General features: G+C 66.9%; 19 protein-coding genes. 7 read left to right on the forward strand and 12 right to left on the reverse strand.

The window, feature by feature from the left end:
- Positions 1 to 71 precede the first annotated feature (71 nt).
- Together H4O10_RS00320 and H4O10_RS00325 are read right to left on the reverse strand one after the other, a co-directional pair.
- Positions 72 to 923 carry a FecR domain-containing protein gene (locus tag H4O10_RS00320; RefSeq protein WP_180845692.1) on the reverse strand — a complete coding sequence of 284 codons (852 nt, stop codon included), beginning with the start codon at positions 921 to 923 and terminating at the stop codon, positions 72 to 74.
- A complete protein-coding gene (locus H4O10_RS00325) occupies positions 920 to 1,444 on the reverse strand; it encodes an RNA polymerase sigma factor (RefSeq protein WP_012480387.1) in 525 nt (174 codons plus the stop codon). Before H4O10_RS00325 ends, H4O10_RS00320 begins: the two co-directional genes overlap by 4 nt.
- Before the next feature lie 204 nt (positions 1,445 to 1,648).
- Between H4O10_RS00325 and H4O10_RS00330 the strand changes: the two genes are divergently transcribed.
- The 4 genes from H4O10_RS00330 (at position 1,649) to H4O10_RS00345 (ending at position 4,045) form a co-directional block, all read left to right on the forward strand.
- Positions 1,649 to 1,915 carry a hypothetical protein gene (locus H4O10_RS00330; RefSeq protein ID WP_005409816.1) on the forward strand — a complete coding sequence of 89 codons (267 nt, stop codon included), beginning with the start codon at positions 1,649 to 1,651 and terminating at the stop codon, positions 1,913 to 1,915.
- 9 nt (positions 1,916 to 1,924) lie between these two features.
- Positions 1,925 to 3,097, forward strand: a complete 1,173-nt coding sequence (locus H4O10_RS00335) for a low temperature requirement protein A (RefSeq protein ID WP_005409815.1) — start codon at positions 1,925 to 1,927, stop codon at positions 3,095 to 3,097.
- Positions 3,098 to 3,184: 87 nt separating this feature from the next.
- Positions 3,185 to 3,619: an EamA family transporter gene (locus H4O10_RS00340; RefSeq protein WP_012480385.1), complete on the forward strand. Its 435-nt coding sequence runs from the start codon at positions 3,185 to 3,187 to the stop codon at positions 3,617 to 3,619.
- Between the two features lie 33 nt (positions 3,620 to 3,652).
- A complete protein-coding gene (locus H4O10_RS00345; protein ID WP_012480384.1) occupies positions 3,653 to 4,045 on the forward strand; it encodes a DUF3224 domain-containing protein in 393 nt (130 codons plus the stop codon).
- Here H4O10_RS00345 and H4O10_RS00350 read toward each other — a convergent pair.
- From H4O10_RS00350 to pip, 7 genes are all read right to left on the reverse strand, one after another.
- Entirely contained in the window at positions 4,042 to 4,557 is a 516-nt protein-coding gene (locus H4O10_RS00350; protein WP_012480383.1) for a DUF1697 domain-containing protein, read from the reverse strand. The genes H4O10_RS00345 and H4O10_RS00350 overlap by 4 nt on opposite strands.
- A complete protein-coding gene (locus tag H4O10_RS00355; RefSeq protein ID WP_012480382.1) occupies positions 4,554 to 5,195 on the reverse strand; it encodes a response regulator transcription factor in 642 nt (213 codons plus the stop codon). The genes H4O10_RS00350 and H4O10_RS00355 overlap by 4 nt, the downstream gene beginning before the upstream one ends.
- Positions 5,188 to 6,243, reverse strand: coding sequence for an ATP-binding protein (locus H4O10_RS00360; protein WP_012480381.1), 1,056 nt, complete (start codon positions 6,241 to 6,243; stop codon positions 5,188 to 5,190). Before H4O10_RS00360 ends, H4O10_RS00355 begins: the two co-directional genes overlap by 8 nt.
- 313 nt (positions 6,244 to 6,556) lie before the next feature.
- Positions 6,557 to 7,294, reverse strand: coding sequence for an MgtC/SapB family protein (locus tag H4O10_RS00365; RefSeq protein ID WP_012480380.1), 738 nt, complete (start codon positions 7,292 to 7,294; stop codon positions 6,557 to 6,559).
- 31 nt (positions 7,295 to 7,325) lie between these two features.
- A complete protein-coding gene (gene mgtA, locus H4O10_RS00370) occupies positions 7,326 to 10,085 on the reverse strand; it encodes a magnesium-translocating P-type ATPase (protein WP_012480379.1) in 2,760 nt (919 codons plus the stop codon).
- 63 nt (positions 10,086 to 10,148) lie between these two features.
- On the reverse strand, positions 10,149 to 10,448 hold the full coding sequence (locus tag H4O10_RS00375) for a hypothetical protein (RefSeq protein ID WP_005409807.1): 300 nt from the start codon (positions 10,446 to 10,448) through the stop codon (positions 10,149 to 10,151).
- A gap of 424 nt (positions 10,449 to 10,872) precedes the next feature.
- A complete protein-coding gene (gene pip, locus H4O10_RS00380) occupies positions 10,873 to 11,820 on the reverse strand; it encodes a prolyl aminopeptidase (RefSeq protein WP_043033599.1) in 948 nt (315 codons plus the stop codon).
- 113 nt (positions 11,821 to 11,933) lie between these two features.
- Here pip and H4O10_RS00385 point away from each other — a divergent pair, with 113 nt between their 5' ends.
- The gene (locus H4O10_RS00385) at positions 11,934 to 12,599 is read left to right on the forward strand and encodes a TraX family protein (protein WP_005409805.1); all 666 of its coding nucleotides are present in this window, start codon (positions 11,934 to 11,936) and stop codon (positions 12,597 to 12,599) included.
- Between the two features lie 157 nt (positions 12,600 to 12,756).
- Here H4O10_RS00385 and H4O10_RS00390 read toward each other — a convergent pair whose 3' ends face one another.
- Positions 12,757 to 14,949, reverse strand: coding sequence for a TonB-dependent siderophore receptor (locus H4O10_RS00390; RefSeq protein ID WP_012480377.1), 2,193 nt, complete (start codon positions 14,947 to 14,949; stop codon positions 12,757 to 12,759).
- A gap of 259 nt (positions 14,950 to 15,208) precedes the next feature.
- Here H4O10_RS00390 and H4O10_RS00395 point away from each other — a divergent pair, with 259 nt between their 5' ends.
- Positions 15,209 to 15,793: a TetR/AcrR family transcriptional regulator gene (locus H4O10_RS00395; protein ID WP_044570285.1), complete on the forward strand. Its 585-nt coding sequence runs from the start codon at positions 15,209 to 15,211 to the stop codon at positions 15,791 to 15,793.
- Positions 15,794 to 15,897: 104 nt separating this feature from the next.
- Positions 15,898 to 16,986 (forward strand): crosslink repair DNA glycosylase YcaQ family protein, encoded by a 1,089-nt coding sequence (locus tag H4O10_RS00400; RefSeq protein ID WP_012480375.1) that lies wholly within the window; start codon positions 15,898 to 15,900, stop codon positions 16,984 to 16,986.
- A 96-nt stretch (positions 16,987 to 17,082) separates the two neighbouring features.
- Here H4O10_RS00400 and H4O10_RS00405 read toward each other — a convergent pair whose 3' ends face one another.
- Positions 17,083 to 18,009, reverse strand: a complete 927-nt coding sequence (locus H4O10_RS00405) for an ABC transporter six-transmembrane domain-containing protein (protein WP_012480374.1) — start codon at positions 18,007 to 18,009, stop codon at positions 17,083 to 17,085.
- Between the two features lie 155 nt (positions 18,010 to 18,164).
- Complete coding sequence (locus H4O10_RS00410; RefSeq protein WP_005413562.1) at positions 18,165 to 19,241, reverse strand: ATP-binding protein; 1,077 nt, start codon at positions 19,239 to 19,241, stop codon at positions 18,165 to 18,167.
- Between the last annotated feature and the right edge of the window lie 2 nt (positions 19,242 to 19,243).

Below are 19,243 nucleotides of genomic sequence, written 5' to 3' on the forward strand. Positions count from 1 at the left end.
GCGGGGGTCCTTCGGAAGGGTTCAAGCACTTGCCGGATGGGACGACGCGCAACCCACCCTCGGTGTGGCATTCAATCGCGGGCGCGCAGATGCAGGCTGCCATCGGAAGCGGTGTGCACCTGTACCGGCAGGATCTCGGGCAGCAGCGCGAGTACGGTTTCGGCGCGGTCGGCATCGAAGACGCCTGACACCTGCAGCGGCCCCAGTACCGGGTCGTCCAGCACGATGGGACGGTCGTGATAGCGCTGCAGGATGCGCAGCACCTCGGCCAACGGCATGCGGTCGAACTGCAACCGCCCACGGGTCCAGTCGGCTCGATCCGGGTCCACCGCTTCCGGCGGAGACAACGATCCTGGCTGGGCCAGCACACGCTGCCCCGGCTTCAGGCGCTGCTCGGCGCCCCCGCCGTCCACACGCACGCCCACCTCGCCGCGCCACAGGGTTACCTCGCTGAGGTTGCCCTGCCGGTCAACGTCGAACACCGTGCCGTAGTTGCGCACATGCACCGCCCCGGCCTCGACCTCGAACGGGCGCCAGGTCGAGTGCTGCACCTGGAAACGGGCCTGGCCCTGCACCAGCACCACCTGCCGCGAGCGGATGTGCCTGCGAACCTGCAGATGGGTACCGGCGTCGAGCAGCAGATGGCTGCCATCGGGCAGGCGGATGCCGCGGCGTTCGCCCACCGCGCTCCGATAGTCGTGCACCTGCCATGCCGGGTCGGCAATGAACACGCCCGAGGCCGTGATCAGCAGCAGCGGCAGGACGATCTTCGCCGCACGTCCACCGCGACGACGCTGCAGCGCATCCGCGCTGGGCATGGGGAAGCGTTCCTTCAGGGCATCGCGATGCTGGTCCAGCACCTGGTCGGTGGTTGCGGGTTGGACCGGCGGTTGCGGTGTGGACGGCGGCGGTTGTGGGCTCATCGCAGGCCAGCCGACCGTTGGCAATCGACCATGGCCAGGCGCAGGTGGCGCTCCACCGCCTTCTGGCCGATACCCATGCGGCGGGCAACCTCAGCCTGTGGCAGTTCGTGGATCTTGTGCAGGATGAAGACCTGCTGGCGGCGGCAGGGCATGCGTTCGATGGTGGCGCCCAATCGTTGCAGTGCCTGTTGTCCCTGCGCCTGCTGCTCAGGCCCGGGGCGCGGGCAGGCGTCATCGGGCAGCTCGGCACGCGCCTCCACCCAGTGCCGGCGCAGATCCTCGGCGCGGCAGCGATCCACCGCCGTATCGTGCGCGATCCGCCGCAGCAGCGCGATGGGTTGCCGTGCATCGTAGGCGGCCGGGCGTTCCAGCAGGCGCACGCAGACATCGTGCACCACCTCACGAGCCAACCCCGGCGAGCGGAAACGGCGGCGCAGGTACTCCACCAGTTCCTCGTAATGGCGCACCAGCGAGGACACCAGCGGCAGCGCGGGAGGGGGTAGGGAAGGCAGCTGGGACATCCGGACCGGAAGCAAGGGCAAGGGGCGCGCGCGGGGGAGGGCATCCCTGCGCGATGACGCAATACTAATGGGAACCGTTCGCGTTTGTCATGTGGGGCGCGGGTCGGGGATTGTTCGTCGGAACTGGAAAGTGAAACCACGATCATCGTCTGGAGCGCAGAATCGGCCGCGGCTAGCCTGCAAGCAGGCTCAAGGAGATGGACCATGCACGTGCTTCTGGTGATGGTGGGTGGGGTGTTGTTGTTGGGGGTATTCCTGCTCTTCGGGCGGCTGTGGAGCGTAGGCCAGTCACAGTTGCCCACGGCCCTGCTCGCGTTCATCGCCACCTGGCTGCTGGTGACGCTGGCCAACATGTGGGTGGGCGTGAGCAAGGCGGACTACGCCGTGCGGGAAGAACTGCCGATCCTGCTGCTGGTGTTCGCGGTGCCGGCCCTGCTGGCTGGACTGCTGTACTGGCGACTGGCGCGCTGAAGGACGGCCATGAGCACACGACTGAGACCGCCTGCCCTGCGCCAGCGCGATGGCCACCACGCCCGCGTGACCTACGAAGAGCTGTTCTTTGATCTGGTCTACGTCTTTGCGGTTACCCAGCTCAGCCACCATCTGCTGCATCACCTGGACCTGATCGGGGTGATGCAGACGCTGGTGCTGTGGTTCGCGGTCTGGCTGGGCTGGCAGTACGCCTGCTGGGTCAGCAACTGGTTCGATCCCGAGGCGCCACGCATCCGCAGCCTGCTGTTCGTCACCATGTTGCTGGCGCTGTTGATGTCCTCGTCCATTCCCGAGGCCTTCGCTGAACGCGCCTGGGTCTTCGCGGGGGCGTACGCCACCATGCAGGTCGGGCGCACGGCGTTCGTGCTGCTGGAGGTCGGTCGCAGCCATCCGTTGGCGCCCAATTTCCGACGCATGCTGGCGTGGGTGAGCGTGTCGGCCTGCTTCTGGCTGGCGGGCGCCGCCGCCGAGGGCAATCTGCGCCTGGCGTTGTGGGCGGTGGCGGTGGCCTGCGAATACATCTCGCCGATGTTCGGTTTCGCGTTTCCGGGCCTGGGCCGGTCGCACACCCGCGAGTGGACCATCGAAGGCGGGCACCTGGCCGAGCGTTGCCAGCTGTTCGTCATCGTCGCACTCGGCGAGACGCTGCTGGCTACCGGTGGCGTGCTCAGCGAGGTCGAGCAGTGGAGTGCTGCGGTGGTGTCTGCGGTGCTCGCCACCTTCGCCGGCACCATCGCCATGTGGTGGCTGTATTTCGGCATCTCCAGCCGCGACGCCACCGCGGCGATCACCCATTCCGAGGACCCCGGGCGGATGGGCGCCAATTTCCACTACGTGCATGCGCTGCTGATCGCCGGCATCATCGCCACCGCGGTGGGCAACGACCTGGTGATGGATCACCCGGAAGCGGCGGTGACCCCGGTCTACGCCACGGTGCTGGTAGCGGGGCCGTTGATCTATCTGCTGGGCAGCGCCTTGTACAAGCGCATTGTGTACGGGCGCGCCCCGTATTCGCATCTGATCGGTGCCGTGGCGCTGGTCGTGTTGGGCGTGGTCTTGCCGCACACCCATCTGCTGGCCGCTGGCTGGTTGACCAGTGCGGTGCTGCTGGCCGTGGGGTTGATGGATACGCGGTTGAAGCGTCGCCTGAAGCGGGCGTGATCCGCACGCGTCGCTGCCGTGCTTGCGCGGGCGGGCAATGGGAGTAGCGTGGGCAGTGGGTGCTCTGGGAACCGGGAGTGGCGCAGCATGCAGAACGTTCCGCAGTGGCTGGTCTGGGCCGGCCTGTCAGCCTGTTTCGCCGCGCTGACCGCGCTGTTCGCCAAGGTGGGCGTCAAGGGCGTCGACTCGGATCTGGCCATGGCCATCCGCACCCTGGTGGTGGCGGCGGTGATCCTGCCGCTGGTGGTGGTCACCGGCAAGTGGTCCAATCCGTTGCTGCTGCCCGGGCGCACGCAGCTGTTCCTGGTGCTGTCGGCGCTGGCCACGGGTGCGTCGTGGCTGTTCTACTTCCGCGCGCTGCAGAGTGGTGAGCTGGCCAAGGTGGCAGTGGTCGACAAATTCAGCGTGGGGCTGGTGATCGTGCTCGCCTATCTGTTGCTGGGTGAACGTCCGACCCTGCGGGAATGGAGCGGCATCGGCCTGGTGCTGGCCGGGGTGATCGTACTGGCGACGAAGAAGTAGCAGCGTTCAAACCCATCGACGAGGGAGAGCAGGATGCAGGGCGAAGCGCGCGGTACCTTTGAAGTGAACCTGCTGCCGATCAGTGGCAACGACGGCCCGATCGGGGTGATGTCGATCGACAAGGTCTTCCATGGTGACCTGCAGGGCAGCAGTGTCGGCCAGATGCTGGCCTTCCGCAGCCCGGTGCAGGGCTCGGCCGGCTACGTGGCGATGGAGCGGGTGACGGCCACGCTGGCCGGGCGCCACGGTGGGTTCACCCTGCAGCACAACGGCTTGATGACCCGTGGCACGCCGCAGCTGAGGGTGGTGGTGGTACCCGATTCCGGCAGCGACGGGCTGCTCGGCCTGGCCGGCACGCTGGAGATCACCATCAGCGAGGGCCGCCATGACTACCGGTTGCTCTACAGCCTTCCGGAAGAACCCTAGCGGAGTTCCGCTGCCATCGTCGCGAGCCGGGCGACGGTGTTGAGGTTGCGCGCCGTGCCCTGTGCCGCGCCGGGAATGCGCAGGCGCGAGTCGGCCATGCCGGCGCCGTAGTGGATGAAGATCTCGCGCGTGCCGAGTGCGAGCTGTTCGTCGCGCCGGCCGGTCACGCCGTCCAGCGGGTCGGCGGGCAGGCTGCCGTCGAGGAACAGGGCGACCACACGGTTGCCGGCCGCCTGCGCAAACGGATTGCGTGCCACCACGCCGGCAATCTCGTTGGCCGAGCGCACCAGCACGCCCACCGGCTTGCCGGCATAGGCCTGGAGCCGCTGGCCGAGGGCCTGGCGCACGCCTGTTTCGTCGAGCGAGCTGCGCAACACCACGTTGCCGCTGGCGATGTACGTGCGGACATCGGCGAAGCCTGCGTCCTCACACATCGCCACCAGTTCGCGCATCGGCAGCTTGCCGGTGCCGCCGACGTTGACCGCGCGCAGCAAGGCGACGTGGACGTTCATGGCGTCCCCGCCTGCAGGCGGTCATACATGCGTACCAGGTCAACCAGGGTGCGCGCGCCCATCTTGCGCATCACCTGCGCGCGGCGCACCTTCACCGTGATCTCGCTCACCCCGAGGTCGCCGGCGATCTGCTTGTTGAGCCGGCCGCGTACCACGCCATCGACCACCTCGCGCTCGCCGGCGTTGAGGGTGTCCCAGCGCAGTTGCAGCGCGCCGAGTGCCTCGCCGTCGCGGCGGCGCTGGCGGTCGATCTCGATGCCCTTGTGGATGGCATCGAGCAGCTCCTGGTCACGGAAGGGCTTGGTCAGGAACTCGATGGCACCGTCCTTGATCGCGTTGACGCCCATCGCGATGTCGCCGTGGCCGGTGATGAATACCACCGGCAGCTGCAGGCCGAGGCTGCCCATCGTGCGATGGAACTCCAGCCCACTCTGGCCGGGCATGCGCACGTCCAGCACCAGGCACGCTGGCGCGTCTTCCAGGTCGTGTTCGAGGAAGGCCTGGGTGGAGGTGAAGGCCCGCACCTGCAGGCCCATCGAGGCCAGCAGGTCTTCCAGTGCGGCGCGCACCGACGGGTCGTCGTCGACCACGTAGACGATGGGCGCTGGATCGATGGCTGGGGCAGCGGGCTTACGCATGTTGAACGTCCGAGGCAATGGGCAGGTCGAACACGAAGCAGGCACCGCCGCCTGCTGGTCGTTCGGCGCGGATCTGGCCGTCATTGGCTTCGATCATCGAACGGCTCAGGCTGAGGCCCAGGCCGAGCCCATGTGATTTGGTGGTCCAGAATGCATCGAATACTCGCTCGGGATGATCGGCGGGCAGGCCGACACCACGGTCGCGCACGCTGAGACTGACCCGCTGACCGTCACGCCGGGTCAGCAGCGACAGTCGCCGGTCCGCAGCAGGGACTGGCTCCATCGCGTCCACCGCATTGAGGATCAGGTTGCCGATCACCTGCTGCACCTGCACGCGGTCGGCGTGTACCGGCGGCAGGTCGGCGTCCAGCAGCAGCGCCACCGCCACGCCGTGCTGGTCCAGCTCGCTGCGCGACAGCGCCAGCATTTCCTCCACCGCCTGGTTCAGGTCGAAGGCGCGTCGTTCCGGTGCCGCGCCCTGGGTCAGGCCGCGGATGCGGGCGATCACGTCACCGGCGCGGTGCGCGTCGGCCAGGATGCGGGCCACGGTCTGCCGGGCCTTGTCCACGTTCGGAGGGTCCTGTGCCAGCCAGCGCTGGCAGGCTTCGGCGCTGCTGGCGATGGCGGCCAGTGGCTGGTTGACTTCATGGGCGATGGAGGTGGTGAGCTCGCCTACGGTGGAGGCGCGTGCCACCCTGAGCAGGCGGCCCTGCGCTTCCTGCACGGCGGCCTTGGCCGCTTCCATGTTCAGGGCGAGATAGGTGGTGATGCCGATCACCAGCATGCCGATCACCGAGTTGACCAGGCCGATGCGGTAGGTGCCGAAGCGTGTCAGGAAGAAGCTCAGTCCTGTCAGGGCGATGCAGGCGATGGCCAGGGTGATGAGCCCGCGCGCGCTCAGCACGCGCGACGCCGCGAGGATGACCGCTGCGTAGAAGCAGGCCGCAGCGACGGCGTAATCGGTGACGGTGTCGATCAGGAAGATCGCCGCCATCACGACGATCAGGGCCAGCAGCACCAGCGGGCGGCGGGGCGACAGCGATGGCATCGGGACGGCTCCCTGACGTGGGGTGAAAGGATAGCAAAGCCGCCATCGGCAGATGCCGATCTTGGTCGGCAGGCTCTTGTGCTGTGGGTGCCGACCGTTGGTCGGCACAAGCCAGAACGATGCCTGGTAGTGCCGGCCGCTGGCCGGCAACTGCACGGTGTTGCCGGAGCTCATGAGGTTGCCGGCCAGCGGCCGGCACTACCGCAGGGATGGACACGGTCTCTGAAGGCTCTGTGCCGACCAACGGTCGGCACCCACCAAAGCGATGCACGGTGCGTCCGGGGATCATGAGGTTGCCGGCCAGCGGCCGGCACTACTCCTCCAGGCTGGCGTTCCAGAAGCCCTGCAGCACACCGGGCGTGGTCGCCAGGGTGGCCAGCACGGCATCGAGCTCACCGGCATCCACCGTGGTGGCATACAGCACCGCTTCGATCTCCACGTCGCGCTCGCCGAACGGGCGCTGGTCCACCGCGCGCACCGGGTAGTGCGCCTGCTCAAGCAGCAGCAACAGCTGGTCCAGCACCTCGGCCTGCTGCTCGCGCTGGCAGACCACGTTGATCGCATAGATCGCCTCGCTGAACGCTTCCGGCAACGGCTGCCGTTGGATGCGGTTCACCACCGGCCGCAGCAGGGTATTGGCGGCCAGCACGAACACCGCTGCCAACACCGCCTCCGGCAGCAGCTTGATACCGGCACAGGCACCCACCGCCGCCGATCCCCACAGGGTGGCGGCGGTGTTCAGGCCGGACACCTGCGCGCCGTCCTTCATGATCGCGCCGGCACCGAGGAAGCCAACGCCGGAGATCACATACGCAACCACATGCAGCGGCGAGGGTGGTCCGCCATACAGATCATGGAAGCGCACGGCCAGATCGACGAACACCGCCGCACCCACCGCCACCAGCGTGTTGGTACGCAGACCGGCGGTGCGTTGGCGCAGCTGCCGCTCCAGGCCAATGACCGTGCCCAGCAAGAACGCCACCGACAGGCTGATCAGCGAGCTGAGCGTGGCGCCGGCGTTGAACGCCGGCAGGTTCGGATTGATGTCCATTGTGTTTCTCCCTGGACAAAGCGGCGGGCGCTTACTGCCATCCGTAACGACGGATGTAGAACCGCTTCAGCGCGGTGGTCAGCACCGCATAGCCGAACAGGATCGCCACCAGGAACGGCCAGTAGCCGGCCGGCAGCGCCTGCAGCTTGAAGTAGCCGGCCAGCGGGCTCATCGGCAGGGCCACGCCGATGGCCATGATCAGGCCGGTCATCAGCAGCAGTGGCGGCGCGGCGATGCTCTGCAGGAACGGCACCTTCGGCGTACGGATCATGTGCACGATCAGGGTCTGGGTCAGCAGTCCGACCACGAACCAGCCGGACTGGAACAGGCCCTGGTCGGCCGGCGTGCGTGCATCGAACACGTACCACATCAGCGCGAAACAGGTCAGGTCGAAGATCGAGCTGATCGGCCCGAAGAACACCATGAAGCGGCCGATGTCCGCCGGGTTCCACTTCAGCGGCTTGCGCACCAGCTCCTCGTCTACGTTGTCGAACGGGATGGTGATCTGCGAGATGTCGTACAGCAGGTTCTGCACCAGCAGCTGCAGCGGCAGCATCGGCAGGAAGGGCAGGAAAGCCGAGGCCACCAGCACCGAGAACACGTTGCCGAAGTTGGAGCTGGCGGTCATGCGGATGTATTTCAGCATGTTGTTGAACGTGCGCCGGCCCTGGATGACGCCTTCTTCCAGCACCATCAGGTTCTTTTCCAGCAGGATGATGTCGGCCGCCTCCTTGGCGATGTCCACCGCGCTGTCCACGCTGATGCCGATATCGGCTGCGCGCAGCGCCGGCGCATCGTTGATGCCGTCGCCGAGGAAGCCGACCACCTTGCCCTGCGCGCGCAGCTCGCGTACCAGCCGCTCCTTGTGCAGCGGCGTCAGCCGGGCAAACACGCGATGGTGGTGCAGCGCCCGCGACAGCGCGCCGTCGTCCATGCGCTCGATCTGCGGGCCGGTCAGGATGGTGTCGGCGTCCAGCCCTACCTGTGCGCAGACACGGGCGGTCACCAGTTCGTTGTCGCCAGTGAAGACCTTGACCTCGACACCGTGTGCGGCCAGCGCCTGCAGCGCCTGCGCAGCCGACTCCTTCGGCGGGTCCAGGAAGGCCACGTAGCCAACCAGGGTCAGGCCGCATTCGTCGGCCTGCGAATAGGTGGTCTGGCTGGCAGCGGTCTCCTTCATCGCCACCGCCACCACGCGCAGGCCCTGCTCGTTCAGTTCCTCGGTGGTCTGCCGCACGCGGGCCAGGCGGTGCTCGTCCAGTGGCATGTCCTGGCCGTTCTCGCGAACGGTACTGCATACCGCCAGCATTTCTTCCACCGCGCCCTTGCAGATCAGCTCGTGGTGGTCCTCGCGCTCGGACACCACCACCGACATGCGGCGGCGCTCGAAGTCGAACGGAATCTCGTCCACCTTGTGGTAGTCCTGCGACAGCCGCAGCGAGCTCTGCAGCTCCACGTGTTCCAGCACCGCGCGGTCCAGGAGGTTGATCAGCCCGGTCTGGAAGTGGCTGTTGAGATAGGCGAACTTCAGCACGTCTTCCGAATCGTGGCCGAACACATCGGTGTGACGCTCCAGCGCGATCCTGTCCTGGGTGAGCGTGCCGGTCTTGTCGGTGCACAGCACTTCCATGGCGCCGAAGTTCTGGATCGCATCCAGGCGCTTGACGATCACCTTGCGCCGCGACAGCAGCACCGCACCCTTGGCCAGGGTGGAGGTGACGATCATCGGCAGCATCTCCGGCGTCAGGCCCACCGCCACCGACAGCGCGAACAGAAACGCCTCGGTCCAGTCACCCTTGGTCCAGCCGTTGATCAGCAGCACGAACGGCACCATCACCAGCGCGAAGCGGATCAGCAGCCAGCTGACACTGTTGACGCCGGCCTGGAATGCGGTCGGCGCACGGTCGGTGGCGGTGCTGCGCTGGGCCAACGTGCCGAAGTAGGTGCGGTTGCCGGTGGCCAGCACCACGGCGGTGGCCGTTCCGGACACCACATTGGTGCCCATGAACAGCAGGTTGTGCTGTTCCAGCAGGCCGGCCAGGCCGTCGCCCGGGTGCGCGAACTTTTCCACTGGCAGCGATTCGCCGGTCATCGCGGCCTGGGCGACGAACAGGTCCTTGGCGGTCAGTACGCGGCAATCGGCCGGAATCATGTCTCCGGCCGACAGCACGATGTGGTCGCCGGGCACCAGCTCGCGGATCGGCAGGTCCAGCAGGCGTGCCGGGCGACGGCTGTGCAGGTGCGCGCCGAAGTACTGGTCGGCCACATCGGCGGCCTCGGTGCCGGGATTGCGGCGCAGCACGCGCGCAGTGTTGCCGACCAGTGCCTTCAGCCGCTCGGCGGCACGGTTCGAACGCCCCTCCTGTACGAAGCGGATCAGCGTGGACAGCAATACCATCGCACCAATCACCACGGTGGCCTTGATGTCCTCGGTCAGCCAGGACACCGCCGCCAGCACGGTCAGCAGCAGGTTGAACGGATTGCGGTAGCACTGCCACAGGTGGCGCCACCACGGCAGCGGCTTTTCGTGATCCACCTCGTTGGGGCCGAGCGTGGCCAGCCGTTCCTCGGCCTCATGCGGGCTGAGGCCATCGGCATGCGACTCCAGTGTGGCCAGCAGCTCGGCTTCCTCCTGCTGGGCGAGGGTAACCAGGCCGGTGGTGAGCGCGAACGGCGCGGCCTCGGCGCTGCCCGGGCCAAAGCCGGCTTCGGGCATCGCGCGGCGGCGGAACAGGTTGCCTGCGCGACGGCTGCGCAGGAAGGCATTGAACCAGGCGTTGAGCAGGCTCATGGGACTCTCCTCGAATGTCAGAGCCGGCCGCGGCCGGAACACGAACGGAACGGATGGAACAGATCAGGCGTGGCGCATCGCCAGCACCGCCGGCGACCACGGCTGCATGTGCAGGCGCTGGCTGCCGCCGATGCATAGCGGCTTCATGGCATCGCGCAGCGGGTAGGGCAGATGGCGCAGCACGGTGATCCGCTCGCTGATCGGCAGCAGCGACAGCGCGTCGGCCACCACGCGCGGCGAACCGAGCGACAGCGAACGGGCGAACATCACGGGGCCGTGTTGCAACAGTTGGCTGCGCAGGCCGGCGACATCGCGCTCACCGATCAGGCGGCGCAGGGTGATGTAGAGGATCTTGTAGGACATGGGGGCGATCTCCAGGCAAGCAGCGCCTGGCGGTCCCCCGTCACTCAGGCAGGCAGGGACCGGCGGGCAGGCGCCAGGAACAGGCGGATTGCGTGCATCGGGGGCGCGGTGCGCCCGGCAGGGTCGGGGTCCATCTGCGTCTCCAGGAGGGGAGGGTGCCGGCCAGGATTGCCCTGGCCAATGGCGCTATTGTCCGCCCCTGAATGGGGCTGGCCTAGAGGCTCGTGGGTTAGCTGGGCTATACCTTGGTATTGCCGGGTGGTGTGACTGGCACCTGATACCCGGCCCCGTAGAGTCGACTGTGAATCGACTATCGCGCGCAGCGCGGGCCTCGAAGCAGTGTCGCCAACTGCAGTCGACTCACAGTCGACGCTACTACCTCGCACGGTGGGATGCCGGCCAGCGGCCGGCACTACCCACCTGTTCAGAAGCGGTCGGCAAAGGCATCTGTCGCGCGCACGAGCGCATCGACCGTGGCCGGCTCGTTGGCGCTGTGGCCGGAGGTCACCATCTCCAGGCGCGCTTCCGGCCACGCCTTGGCCAGGTCCCACGCGCTGCGCGGCGGACAGATGATGTCGTAGCGTCCCTGCACGATCACGCCGGGCAGGTGGCGGATGCGATCAATGTTGCGCAGCAGCTGGTCCGGTTCCAGGAAGATGCCGTTGCGGAAGTAGTGCGCTTCGATGCGGGCCTTGGCCAGCGTATCCAGCGGATCATCGGTGGATTGCGCATCCACGTCGTGCTGCAGGGTGGCGGCGTTGTCTTCCCAGCCCAGCCAGGCCTGCGCGGCTTCGACGCGGGTTGCCTCATCCGGGCCATCCATGCGCGTCCAGTAGGCCGCAATCATGTCGCCACGTTCGGCGTGCGGAATATAGGCCTGATAGCGGTCCCAGCGCTCCGGGAAGATCCAGCGCGCACCCCCATCGGCCTCGGCGAACCAGCGGTTCTCCATTTCGCGGCCGAGGAACACGCCACGCACGATCAGGCCGGTGGCGCGCTCGGGATGCGCCTGCGCGTAGGCCAGTGACAGGGTCGAACCCCACGAGCCGCCATAGACCAGCCAGCGTTCGATGCCCAGATGCTCACGCACCTTCTCGATATCGGCCACCAGGTCCTGCGTAGTGTTGTCGCGCAGCTCGCCGAACGGCGTGGAACGGCCGCTGCCGCGCTGGTCGATCAACACGATGCGGTAGCGCGTCGGGTCGAAGAAGCGGCGATGGGTCGGCGAGATACCGGCGCCCGGGCCGCCGTGCAGGTACACCACCGGAATGCCCTCGGGCGTGCCGCACTCTTCTACATGTAGCGTGTGCAGATCGCTCACCTTCAGGGTGAACTCGCGGTAGGGTTCGATGGCGGGGTACAGGGTGCGCATGGCGGGCATCTCACAAGCAGGGTGGCCAGCATAGCGCCGCCACCTGCGGCTTGCAGCGGTGGCCTCCTGCGCGGCGCTGGAAATGCGCTGGCCGATGCGCATAAGCTTCCGCGATGCAAGCGACCACGACCGGGACGTCCACGTTCAACCTCACCCTCGGCAGCGGCGCGCGCGAGCTGCTGAAGTGGATCGCGCTGCTGGCCATGACCGGCGACCACGTGGCCAAGGTGGTCTTCGGGGGCTACGTGCCGGTGGTCAGCGAACTGGGGCGTATCGCCTTCCCGCTGTTCGCGCTGGTGATGGCCTGCAACCTGGCCCAGCCGGGCGCCGACCTGCGCAAATCGATCCGCCGGCTGGCGCTATGGGGGCTGATTGCGCAGCCATTGCACGCACTGGCGTTCGGTTCCTGGCTGCCGCTCAACATCCTGCTCACCTTCACCTTGGCAGTGGTGGCCGTGCATGCGTTTGCGAACAATCGGCCTGTGCTGCTGTTGCTGGCTGCCGGCGTGCTGCCGATGTTCGTGGACTACCAGTGGGCCGGTGTTGGCGCTGTGCTGCTGGCCTGGATCGCGTTCCGGCATCGGGCGTGGTGGCTGTTGCTGGTTGGGCTTGCAGCGGTGTGCGGGGTCAACCACAACGGCTGGGCACTGCTGGCTGTTCCGGTGGTCGTGCTGGCGACGCGGGTGCCGTGGCGACTGCCGCGCTGGCGCTGGGTGTTCTATGGGTACTACGTGGGGCATCTGGCGGTGCTGGCGGTGGTGGCGCGCGTGCTTTCGTGATCAGTGCGTGCGTGGTCGTGCCTTGTGTCGGTAGATCCACGCCAGGCGTGGATGCGTTTGGCGGATCACCATGGAACCCAGCCAGGCATGGCCTGGCTCTACAGTTTCCGGCAGATCCACGCCATGCGTGGATCCCGTTGACAGTTTGTCGCCCGGCTCAGAAGTCCATCGTCGCAGAGAGCAACACCGTCCTCGGTGCACCCAGCGCCAGGCTTGAAAGCAACGGCATGCCCCAGTACGCCTTGTTGGTCACGTTGTTCACGCTGGCGCGCAGCGCAAGCGGTCGACCCGCCACGGTGGTGCTGTAGCGCGCCCCGACATCGAACAACGTACGCCCCGGCACCGACAGACTATTGTCGGCACTGATGTACTGCTTCGACATCGCCGTGGCATTGCCGGTCAAGGTGAGGCCCTGCAAGGTCGGCACATCCCATTCCATGCCCAGCTTGGCCTGCCGCTGCGCCACGGCGGTGGCTATGCGTCCTTCATTCACGCCGCCGGCCGTGCGGGTCAGCTTCGGCTGCACATAGGCCACGCCACCGAGCAGGCGCACGCCGTCCATCGGTGCGCCGAAGAAGCCCCATTCCACCCCGCGGTTACGTTGTTCGCTACCAAGCGAGAAGATGTTCGTGATCGGATCGGTGTAGCTGCTCGGTCGCTTGATCTCGTACACGCTGAAGGTGTGCGCGAAGCTGCCCAGGTCCAGCTTCAGGCCCAGCTCCTTCTGCTTGGTGCGGAACGGTGCGAACACATCGCCGGCGTTGGCTGCGGTCATCGGCGCGGTAGCACCCTGGCTGAGGCCTTCGACGTAGTTGGTGTAGAGGGAGAGCGTGTCGGTGGCCTTCACCAGCAATGCAGCCGCAGGGGTGGTCGCGCTCTTGTCGTAGCGCGAGGTGCGCGCACTGGTAGCGACGCTGAAGGTCTCGCTGACCACCTGCTGGCGACGCACACCCAGCGTCAACTGCACGCGGTCATCGGAGAAGGACAGGGTGTTGGCGAAGCCGAGGCTGTCCAGCGTCAGCTCGGTATGCGAGATGTGCGGTGCCATGAACGGCGCGGCCGGTCCCCACACCGGGTTGTACAGATTGGTGGTCCAGTCCCAGCCGGGTACGCTGCGCCGGCCGTAGTCGTTCTGGGTGTGCTGGTAGTGGGTCACGTTGGCGGCCCACTGGTGGCCGACGCTGCCGGTGTGGAAGGAACCGCGCAGGCCGGCATCTCCGGACTGCTTCTTGATGTCGAAGGCGAGCTGGCCGATCACCGTGGTGAAGTCGCCAGCCGGATTGAGGATCTGCGCGCTGATCGAACCGTTGTAGCGGTAGTCGGTCTTGCTGGTGCCGTAGGCCAGATAGGCCATCAGGCTATCGTTGATATCCAGTTCGCCGCGCAGCATTGCGCCCTTGTCCTGGCTGTCCACGTAGGCCCAGTCCGGGTTGATCAGCGTATCGCCACGCGGCGGCCGCGGAATGGCCACGCCCGGTGCCAGGCCGACGCCACGTGCCGGGCCGTCCACGCGATCGTCGGCGCTGTACAGATCGGCCGACAGCCGCGCACGTTCGCCGCGCCAGTCCAGTGCCAGCGAACCGAGCTGTACCTTCTTGCGCTGCTTGCCGACGGCGCCGTCACCATCACGGTAGGCAAAGTTGAAGCGGATGCCGAACTGCTTGTCGGCACCGAGGCGGCGACCCATATCCACATGGGTGCCGAACTGCGCGTCGGAGGCGAAGTTGGCACTGACCCGCAGCAATGGCAGCTCACCCGCACGCTTGGGCACCAGGTTGACGCTGCCACCGACCGAGCCGCCCGGCGGCATGCCGTTGAGCAGCGCAGACGGTCCCTTCAGCACCTCGATGCGCTCGAACATTTCCGGCGAGGTGCGGTAGTAGGGCGCCATGCCGCTGAGGCCATTGAACGTGGTGTCGCTGGTGTTGGAGGCAAAGCCTCGGATCGCGTAGTTCTCGCTCCACGCACCGGTGACGCCGTTGCTGAACACCGTAGGGTCGGTGGCGGCGATGACGTCGGTCAGGTCCTTGGCCTGGCGATCACGGATGAAGGACTCGGTGTAGCTGACCGTACTGAACGGCGTGTCCATGAAGTCCTTGTCGCCGAGCAGGCCGACGCGGCTGCCGGCGGCCACTTGCCCGCCCGCATAGTCCGCAGTGACCCGGCGCTGTTCCTGCACCTGCACCGAGGGCAGGGTGGACGGTGCAGTGTCGGCCAGGGCGGCAAACGAGGCCAGCAGCCCTAACGCCAAGGCGGACACCCGATAACGCAGGTGCATGCCCGGCGGATGCATCAGGCCTGAGAATGCGGCAGCACGATGCTGTGCAGAAGTGAAGTTGTAAACGGTCATGCCAGAGTCCTGTGAATCGCAGGCGCGAGCGCGCCTGGCGCGCTGCCGACGGCAAGCACGGGGAGAGGGCGCAGCGCAGGGTTGTTGGCTGGGTGGGGACCTGGCGGGAGGTGAGCCATGGGCTCGATCACGGGCAGCGTGCTGGACGCCTTCCGAATTAGTTGAGTAAGTTAAACTAAATCAATCGAAGCGGACAAGAGGGTCCCTTTACTGGCACCCTCAGCAGGGTATGGACGCGCACCGTAAGAGCAGGCACCGTATGAGCACGCACCCCGATCCAACGGCGCCGAGCCGTGGCCGCCCGCCCACCATCACCCCGGAGCGCCTGGCCGACATCGGCATCCGTCTGGGCCTGCCCAACCTGACCATGGCCAACGTGGCCGCCGAACTGGCGGTGACCCAGGCAGCGCTGTACAAGCGCGTAGCCAACTTGGAGGCGTTGAAGCGCCTGGTGGCGGAGGCGGTGTTCCAGCGCTGGCAGATTCCTCGCGCGTCGGTCGACGCACCGGGTGGGCTGGAGGCCTACCTGATGGGGTTCGTGCAGTCACTGTGCGAAGTGGTGAAGGCGCATCCCGGGCTACCGCCCTACCTGCTGCGGCGCACGGTGGCGACCGCGCCGATGCTGGAAAAGATCGCATCGCACCAGGCGCACGTGGCCGAGGTGTTCGGCCTGCCGGTGGACAAGGCGCGCTGGCTGCTGGCCACGATCGCGTTCTACTGCATCGCCGGCGCCGACACGATCTACGCGATTGCGGACGACGAGGAGGGGCAGGTGATCACCGAGTTCAAGCAGGGCATGCGGGCGTTGGTGATCGGTTCGCTGGAGGTATCGCGGCTTCGGTAGATCCACGCCATGAGTGGATGATCGTGGCCGTTCACCATGACGCCAGCCAGGCATGGCCTGGCTCTACTGGACGGATCGCGTAGTGTCGAGAATACAATGCGGCTATGCCTGCCACGCCCACTCTCGATGATCTTCGCCGCTACGCGGTGGCGCGCACCCTGTTCAAGCCGACCACGCTGCTGACCGCGATCCGGCGGCTGGGCTTCGTGCAGGCCGACCCGATCCGGGCACCCGCTCGCGCGCAGGACCTGACCCTGCGCCACCGGGTGAAGGACTACCGCGCGGGCGATCTTGAGCGCCGCTACACGCGTCTGCCGGTGGAAGAGGATTGCCTGGTGAACTACGGCTTCCTGCCGCGCGAGCATCTGGCGCTGATGCACCCACGGGTTTCCAAGCGCGAGTGGGATGCCGAGACCCATCGCCGTGCGGCCGATGTGCTGGCCTTTGTGCGCGAGCGTGGCAGCGTGCACCCACGCGAGGTCGACCAGGCGTTCGCGCATGGGCGGGTGACCAACTACTGGGGCGGCACCAGCAATGCCAGTACCCATCTGCTGGACGGCATGCACTACCGCGGCCTGCTGCGCGTGCAACGGCGCGACAGCGGTACGCGCATCTACGCGGTGGCCGATCATGCCGAGCCCGATTCCAGCGAACAGGCGCAGATCGAACGTGCTGCCGCCCTGATCGATCTGGTGGTGCGCAAGTACGCACCGCTGCCTTCGGCCGGCCTGACCTATCTGGTGCGCCTGCTGGGCCATGGCGCTCCGCACCTGGCCGAGCAGACCCGCAAGGCATTGGCACTGGCCAAGCAGCAGCTGGCCAGCTGCACGTTGGAGGGCACCACCTGGTACTGGCCGGCGGACGAAAATCCGCGCTCGCGCCGCCATGCGCCGGACGAACAGGTGCGCCTGCTGGCGCCGTTCGATCCGGTGGTGTGGGACCGCCGCCGTTTCGAGTTGCTGTGGGATTGGGTGTACAAGTTCGAGGCGTACACGCCTGCACCGAAGCGCCAGTATGGCTACTACGCACTGCCGGTGTTGTGGCACGACCAGGTGGTGGGCTGGGCCAACCTGAGCATGCGCGAAGGTGAGTTGGTGTCGAACGTGGGCTATGCCGGCAAGTCGCTGGCCCGCGACAAGGTATTTCGTGGCGCGCTGGACGACGAGCTGCAGCGCATGGCGGAGTTCCTGTAGCGCCGAGCGGCGCATGGGTAGCCATCGCGCCCGGTAGTCGCCAACCTTGGTTGGCGCTGGCTTCCATCGGTGCCCACCAAGGTGGGCATCTACCGGTCAAGCGGCGTCCTTGTGGTCCGCATCGTCCATGCCGGGGCTGACTCGCCGGCCGATGTCCTTCAGCCGCGCGAGCTGATCCACCATCGACGGTGCATCGTCCAGGCTGCCGGCGAAAGTCCACAGATAGGTCATCACCGCATAGACGTGACCGGGGGTAACGCCATCGGTGGTGGCAAGGCGGCCGATGGTCAGTGCGAACAGGGCCGCTGCCGTCGCGCCGACGGCCAGCACGGCGCCGGCTTCGCGATCGGAGAGCAGGATGCGCAGGCGTGACAGCGTGGTGTAGTGACGGCGCAAAACCGAGGGACTGACCCGGTCCACCAGTCGGATTTCCTGTTCCAGGCGGTTGTTGAGGCGCCCATGCAACTGCTCGTTGCGACGCGCGAACGACGGCAGCAGCAGGAGAGCACCGAACAGCGCGAGGAGAGCGGCTCCACCGACCAGCGGTTCAATTGCGAGCAGCATGACCGCAGCGCCAAACATGGATACCAGTGCGGTGGCGATGATCGGCACGTGCTTTTCGAAGAAGTCGACGAACTCGCGGGCCAGAACGACGCGGGCCGCCGAAGTGGAGGTGGCCTGGCCCAAACGGCGCTGCGCCTGCACCACGTTCACTGCCAGATCGGCATAGATGCGGGTAAACGTCCGGGTATCGACCGCACGGCGGGCGGCACCGACCAACCAGAACAGCAGCACTACGCCGGCGTAGGAGATGGCATGGCCGATGTTGCCGCGGATGATGGCATCCACCGCGAAGCCGGCGAACAGCGGATAGGCCAGCAGCAGCGCGTTTTCCAGTGCCACCAGCGAGAACGTGCCGGTGAGCTGCCAGGGGTAGGTGCGCAGGATGGCCTTCAGGGTGGCGGCCGCATTCTGCTGGCCGATGCTGCCGGCGGCGGCCGCTGGATCGTGGGGGTGTTTCATGGAATGCCTGGGTGGGTCGGGGGTAGAGTCGACTGTTGGTCGACTGCTCTTTGCGAACTGCTGGAAGAACCCGCGCTTGCGCGCGCAAGTCGCCTGACAGTCGACTCTACCCAGGCAGTTCCGGCATTTCGGGCTTTCCAGGGCAGCGATGGCCCTCAACGACGCGCGTGCACCGGCCAGCGGATCTCGAACGCGCTACCACCGCGTTCGGTCGCCCTGCATCGCGCCGTTCCGTGATGGGCCACGGCAATCGCGCGCACCACCGCCAGGCCAAGCCCGGAGCCACCGCTCTGCCGTGAGCGCGACACATCGGTGCGCTGGAAGGCTTCGAAAATGCTGTCGCGCAGGTCGTCCGGCACACCGGGGCCACCATCCTCAACGGTCACGGTGCAATGGCCTTCGGCCAGCGTGACGCGAACCCGGAGGGGGCAGGGGATGGCATGGCGTCGTGCATTCTCCAGCAGCGCCAGCACCGCCTGGCGGATGCGTGCCGGATCGCAGTCGGCAAGCGACGGCCGTGCATCCAATGTCACCGAGAATCCACTCTCGGTCAGCGCCTCGGACATCGCTTCGACCACCGCCGCCACCTGCACGCTGACATCGCTGCGCTGCAGGCGCAGATCCAGGTGACCGCTTTCGGCAAGGCTCACCACGCGCAGGTCTTCGATGATGCGGGTCAGGCCCTCCAGCTGGGTGAGCATGCTGTTGAACTGCTCCGGCCCGGGCTCGAACACGCCTTCGGCGATGCCCTGCAGGCGGCCGCGCAGGATGGTCATCGGCGTGCGCAGTTCGTGTGCGATCGCTGCATTCCAGAACACGCGGTTCTCGGACATCCGGCTGAGCCGCTCGGCCATGGAGTTGAAGTCGCTGACCAGTGTGGCGGCCTCGGCCATCGAGGTGTCGCCGCCGCGCGCACGCGCCTCAAGATCACCGCTGGCGACGCGACGCAGGCTTTCGGCCACCGAGTTCAGCGGGGTGATGATGCGCCGGGTCAGGCGCGAGGCGATCAACGTGGCCAGTGCCACCACCACGGTGGCGGTCAGGCCGATCCACAGCCACTCCAGCCCTGACGGCATGATGGTTTCCGGCTCGTCATACCAGCGTGGATAGAACACCTCCATGAGGTAATAGAACAGGTAGAAACCGCTGATCGACAGTACGGTCGAGCACAGCGATGCGACCGTGATGGATAGCGTGATCTGGCGCCCGATGCTCTTGCCTTTGCGGTTCATCG

This window comes from Stenotrophomonas sp. I18B00994, from assembly GCF_014145825.1.
In the GTDB taxonomy this organism is placed as follows: domain Bacteria; phylum Pseudomonadota; class Gammaproteobacteria; order Xanthomonadales; family Xanthomonadaceae; genus Stenotrophomonas; species Stenotrophomonas maltophilia.

Coding starts and splice junctions, on each gene's coding strand:
- H4O10_RS00320 (WP_180845692.1), bottom strand. CDS start 923: ATGAGCCCACAACCGCCGCCGTCCACACCGCAACCGCCGGTCCAACCC.
- H4O10_RS00325 (WP_012480387.1), bottom strand. CDS start 1,444: ATGTCCCAGCTGCCTTCCCTACCCCCTCCCGCGCTGCCGCTGGTGTCC.
- H4O10_RS00330 (WP_005409816.1), top strand. CDS start 1,649: ATGCACGTGCTTCTGGTGATGGTGGGTGGGGTGTTGTTGTTGGGGGTA.
- H4O10_RS00335 (WP_005409815.1), top strand. CDS start 1,925: ATGAGCACACGACTGAGACCGCCTGCCCTGCGCCAGCGCGATGGCCAC.
- H4O10_RS00340 (WP_012480385.1), top strand. CDS start 3,185: ATGCAGAACGTTCCGCAGTGGCTGGTCTGGGCCGGCCTGTCAGCCTGT.
- H4O10_RS00345 (WP_012480384.1), top strand. CDS start 3,653: ATGCAGGGCGAAGCGCGCGGTACCTTTGAAGTGAACCTGCTGCCGATC.
- H4O10_RS00350 (WP_012480383.1), bottom strand. CDS start 4,557: ATGAACGTCCACGTCGCCTTGCTGCGCGCGGTCAACGTCGGCGGCACC.
- H4O10_RS00355 (WP_012480382.1), bottom strand. CDS start 5,195: ATGCGTAAGCCCGCTGCCCCAGCCATCGATCCAGCGCCCATCGTCTAC.
- H4O10_RS00360 (WP_012480381.1), bottom strand. CDS start 6,243: ATGCCATCGCTGTCGCCCCGCCGCCCGCTGGTGCTGCTGGCCCTGATC.
- H4O10_RS00365 (WP_012480380.1), bottom strand. CDS start 7,294: ATGGACATCAATCCGAACCTGCCGGCGTTCAACGCCGGCGCCACGCTC.
- mgtA (WP_012480379.1), bottom strand. CDS start 10,085: ATGAGCCTGCTCAACGCCTGGTTCAATGCCTTCCTGCGCAGCCGTCGC.
- H4O10_RS00375 (WP_005409807.1), bottom strand. CDS start 10,448: ATGTCCTACAAGATCCTCTACATCACCCTGCGCCGCCTGATCGGTGAG.
- pip (WP_043033599.1), bottom strand. CDS start 11,820: ATGCGCACCCTGTACCCCGCCATCGAACCCTACCGCGAGTTCACCCTG.
- H4O10_RS00385 (WP_005409805.1), top strand. CDS start 11,934: ATGCAAGCGACCACGACCGGGACGTCCACGTTCAACCTCACCCTCGGC.
- H4O10_RS00390 (WP_012480377.1), bottom strand. CDS start 14,949: ATGACCGTTTACAACTTCACTTCTGCACAGCATCGTGCTGCCGCATTC.
- H4O10_RS00395 (WP_044570285.1), top strand. CDS start 15,209: ATGAGCACGCACCCCGATCCAACGGCGCCGAGCCGTGGCCGCCCGCCC.
- H4O10_RS00400 (WP_012480375.1), top strand. CDS start 15,898: ATGCCTGCCACGCCCACTCTCGATGATCTTCGCCGCTACGCGGTGGCG.
- H4O10_RS00405 (WP_012480374.1), bottom strand. CDS start 18,009: ATGAAACACCCCCACGATCCAGCGGCCGCCGCCGGCAGCATCGGCCAG.
- H4O10_RS00410 (WP_005413562.1), bottom strand. CDS start 19,241: ATGAACCGCAAAGGCAAGAGCATCGGGCGCCAGATCACGCTATCCATC.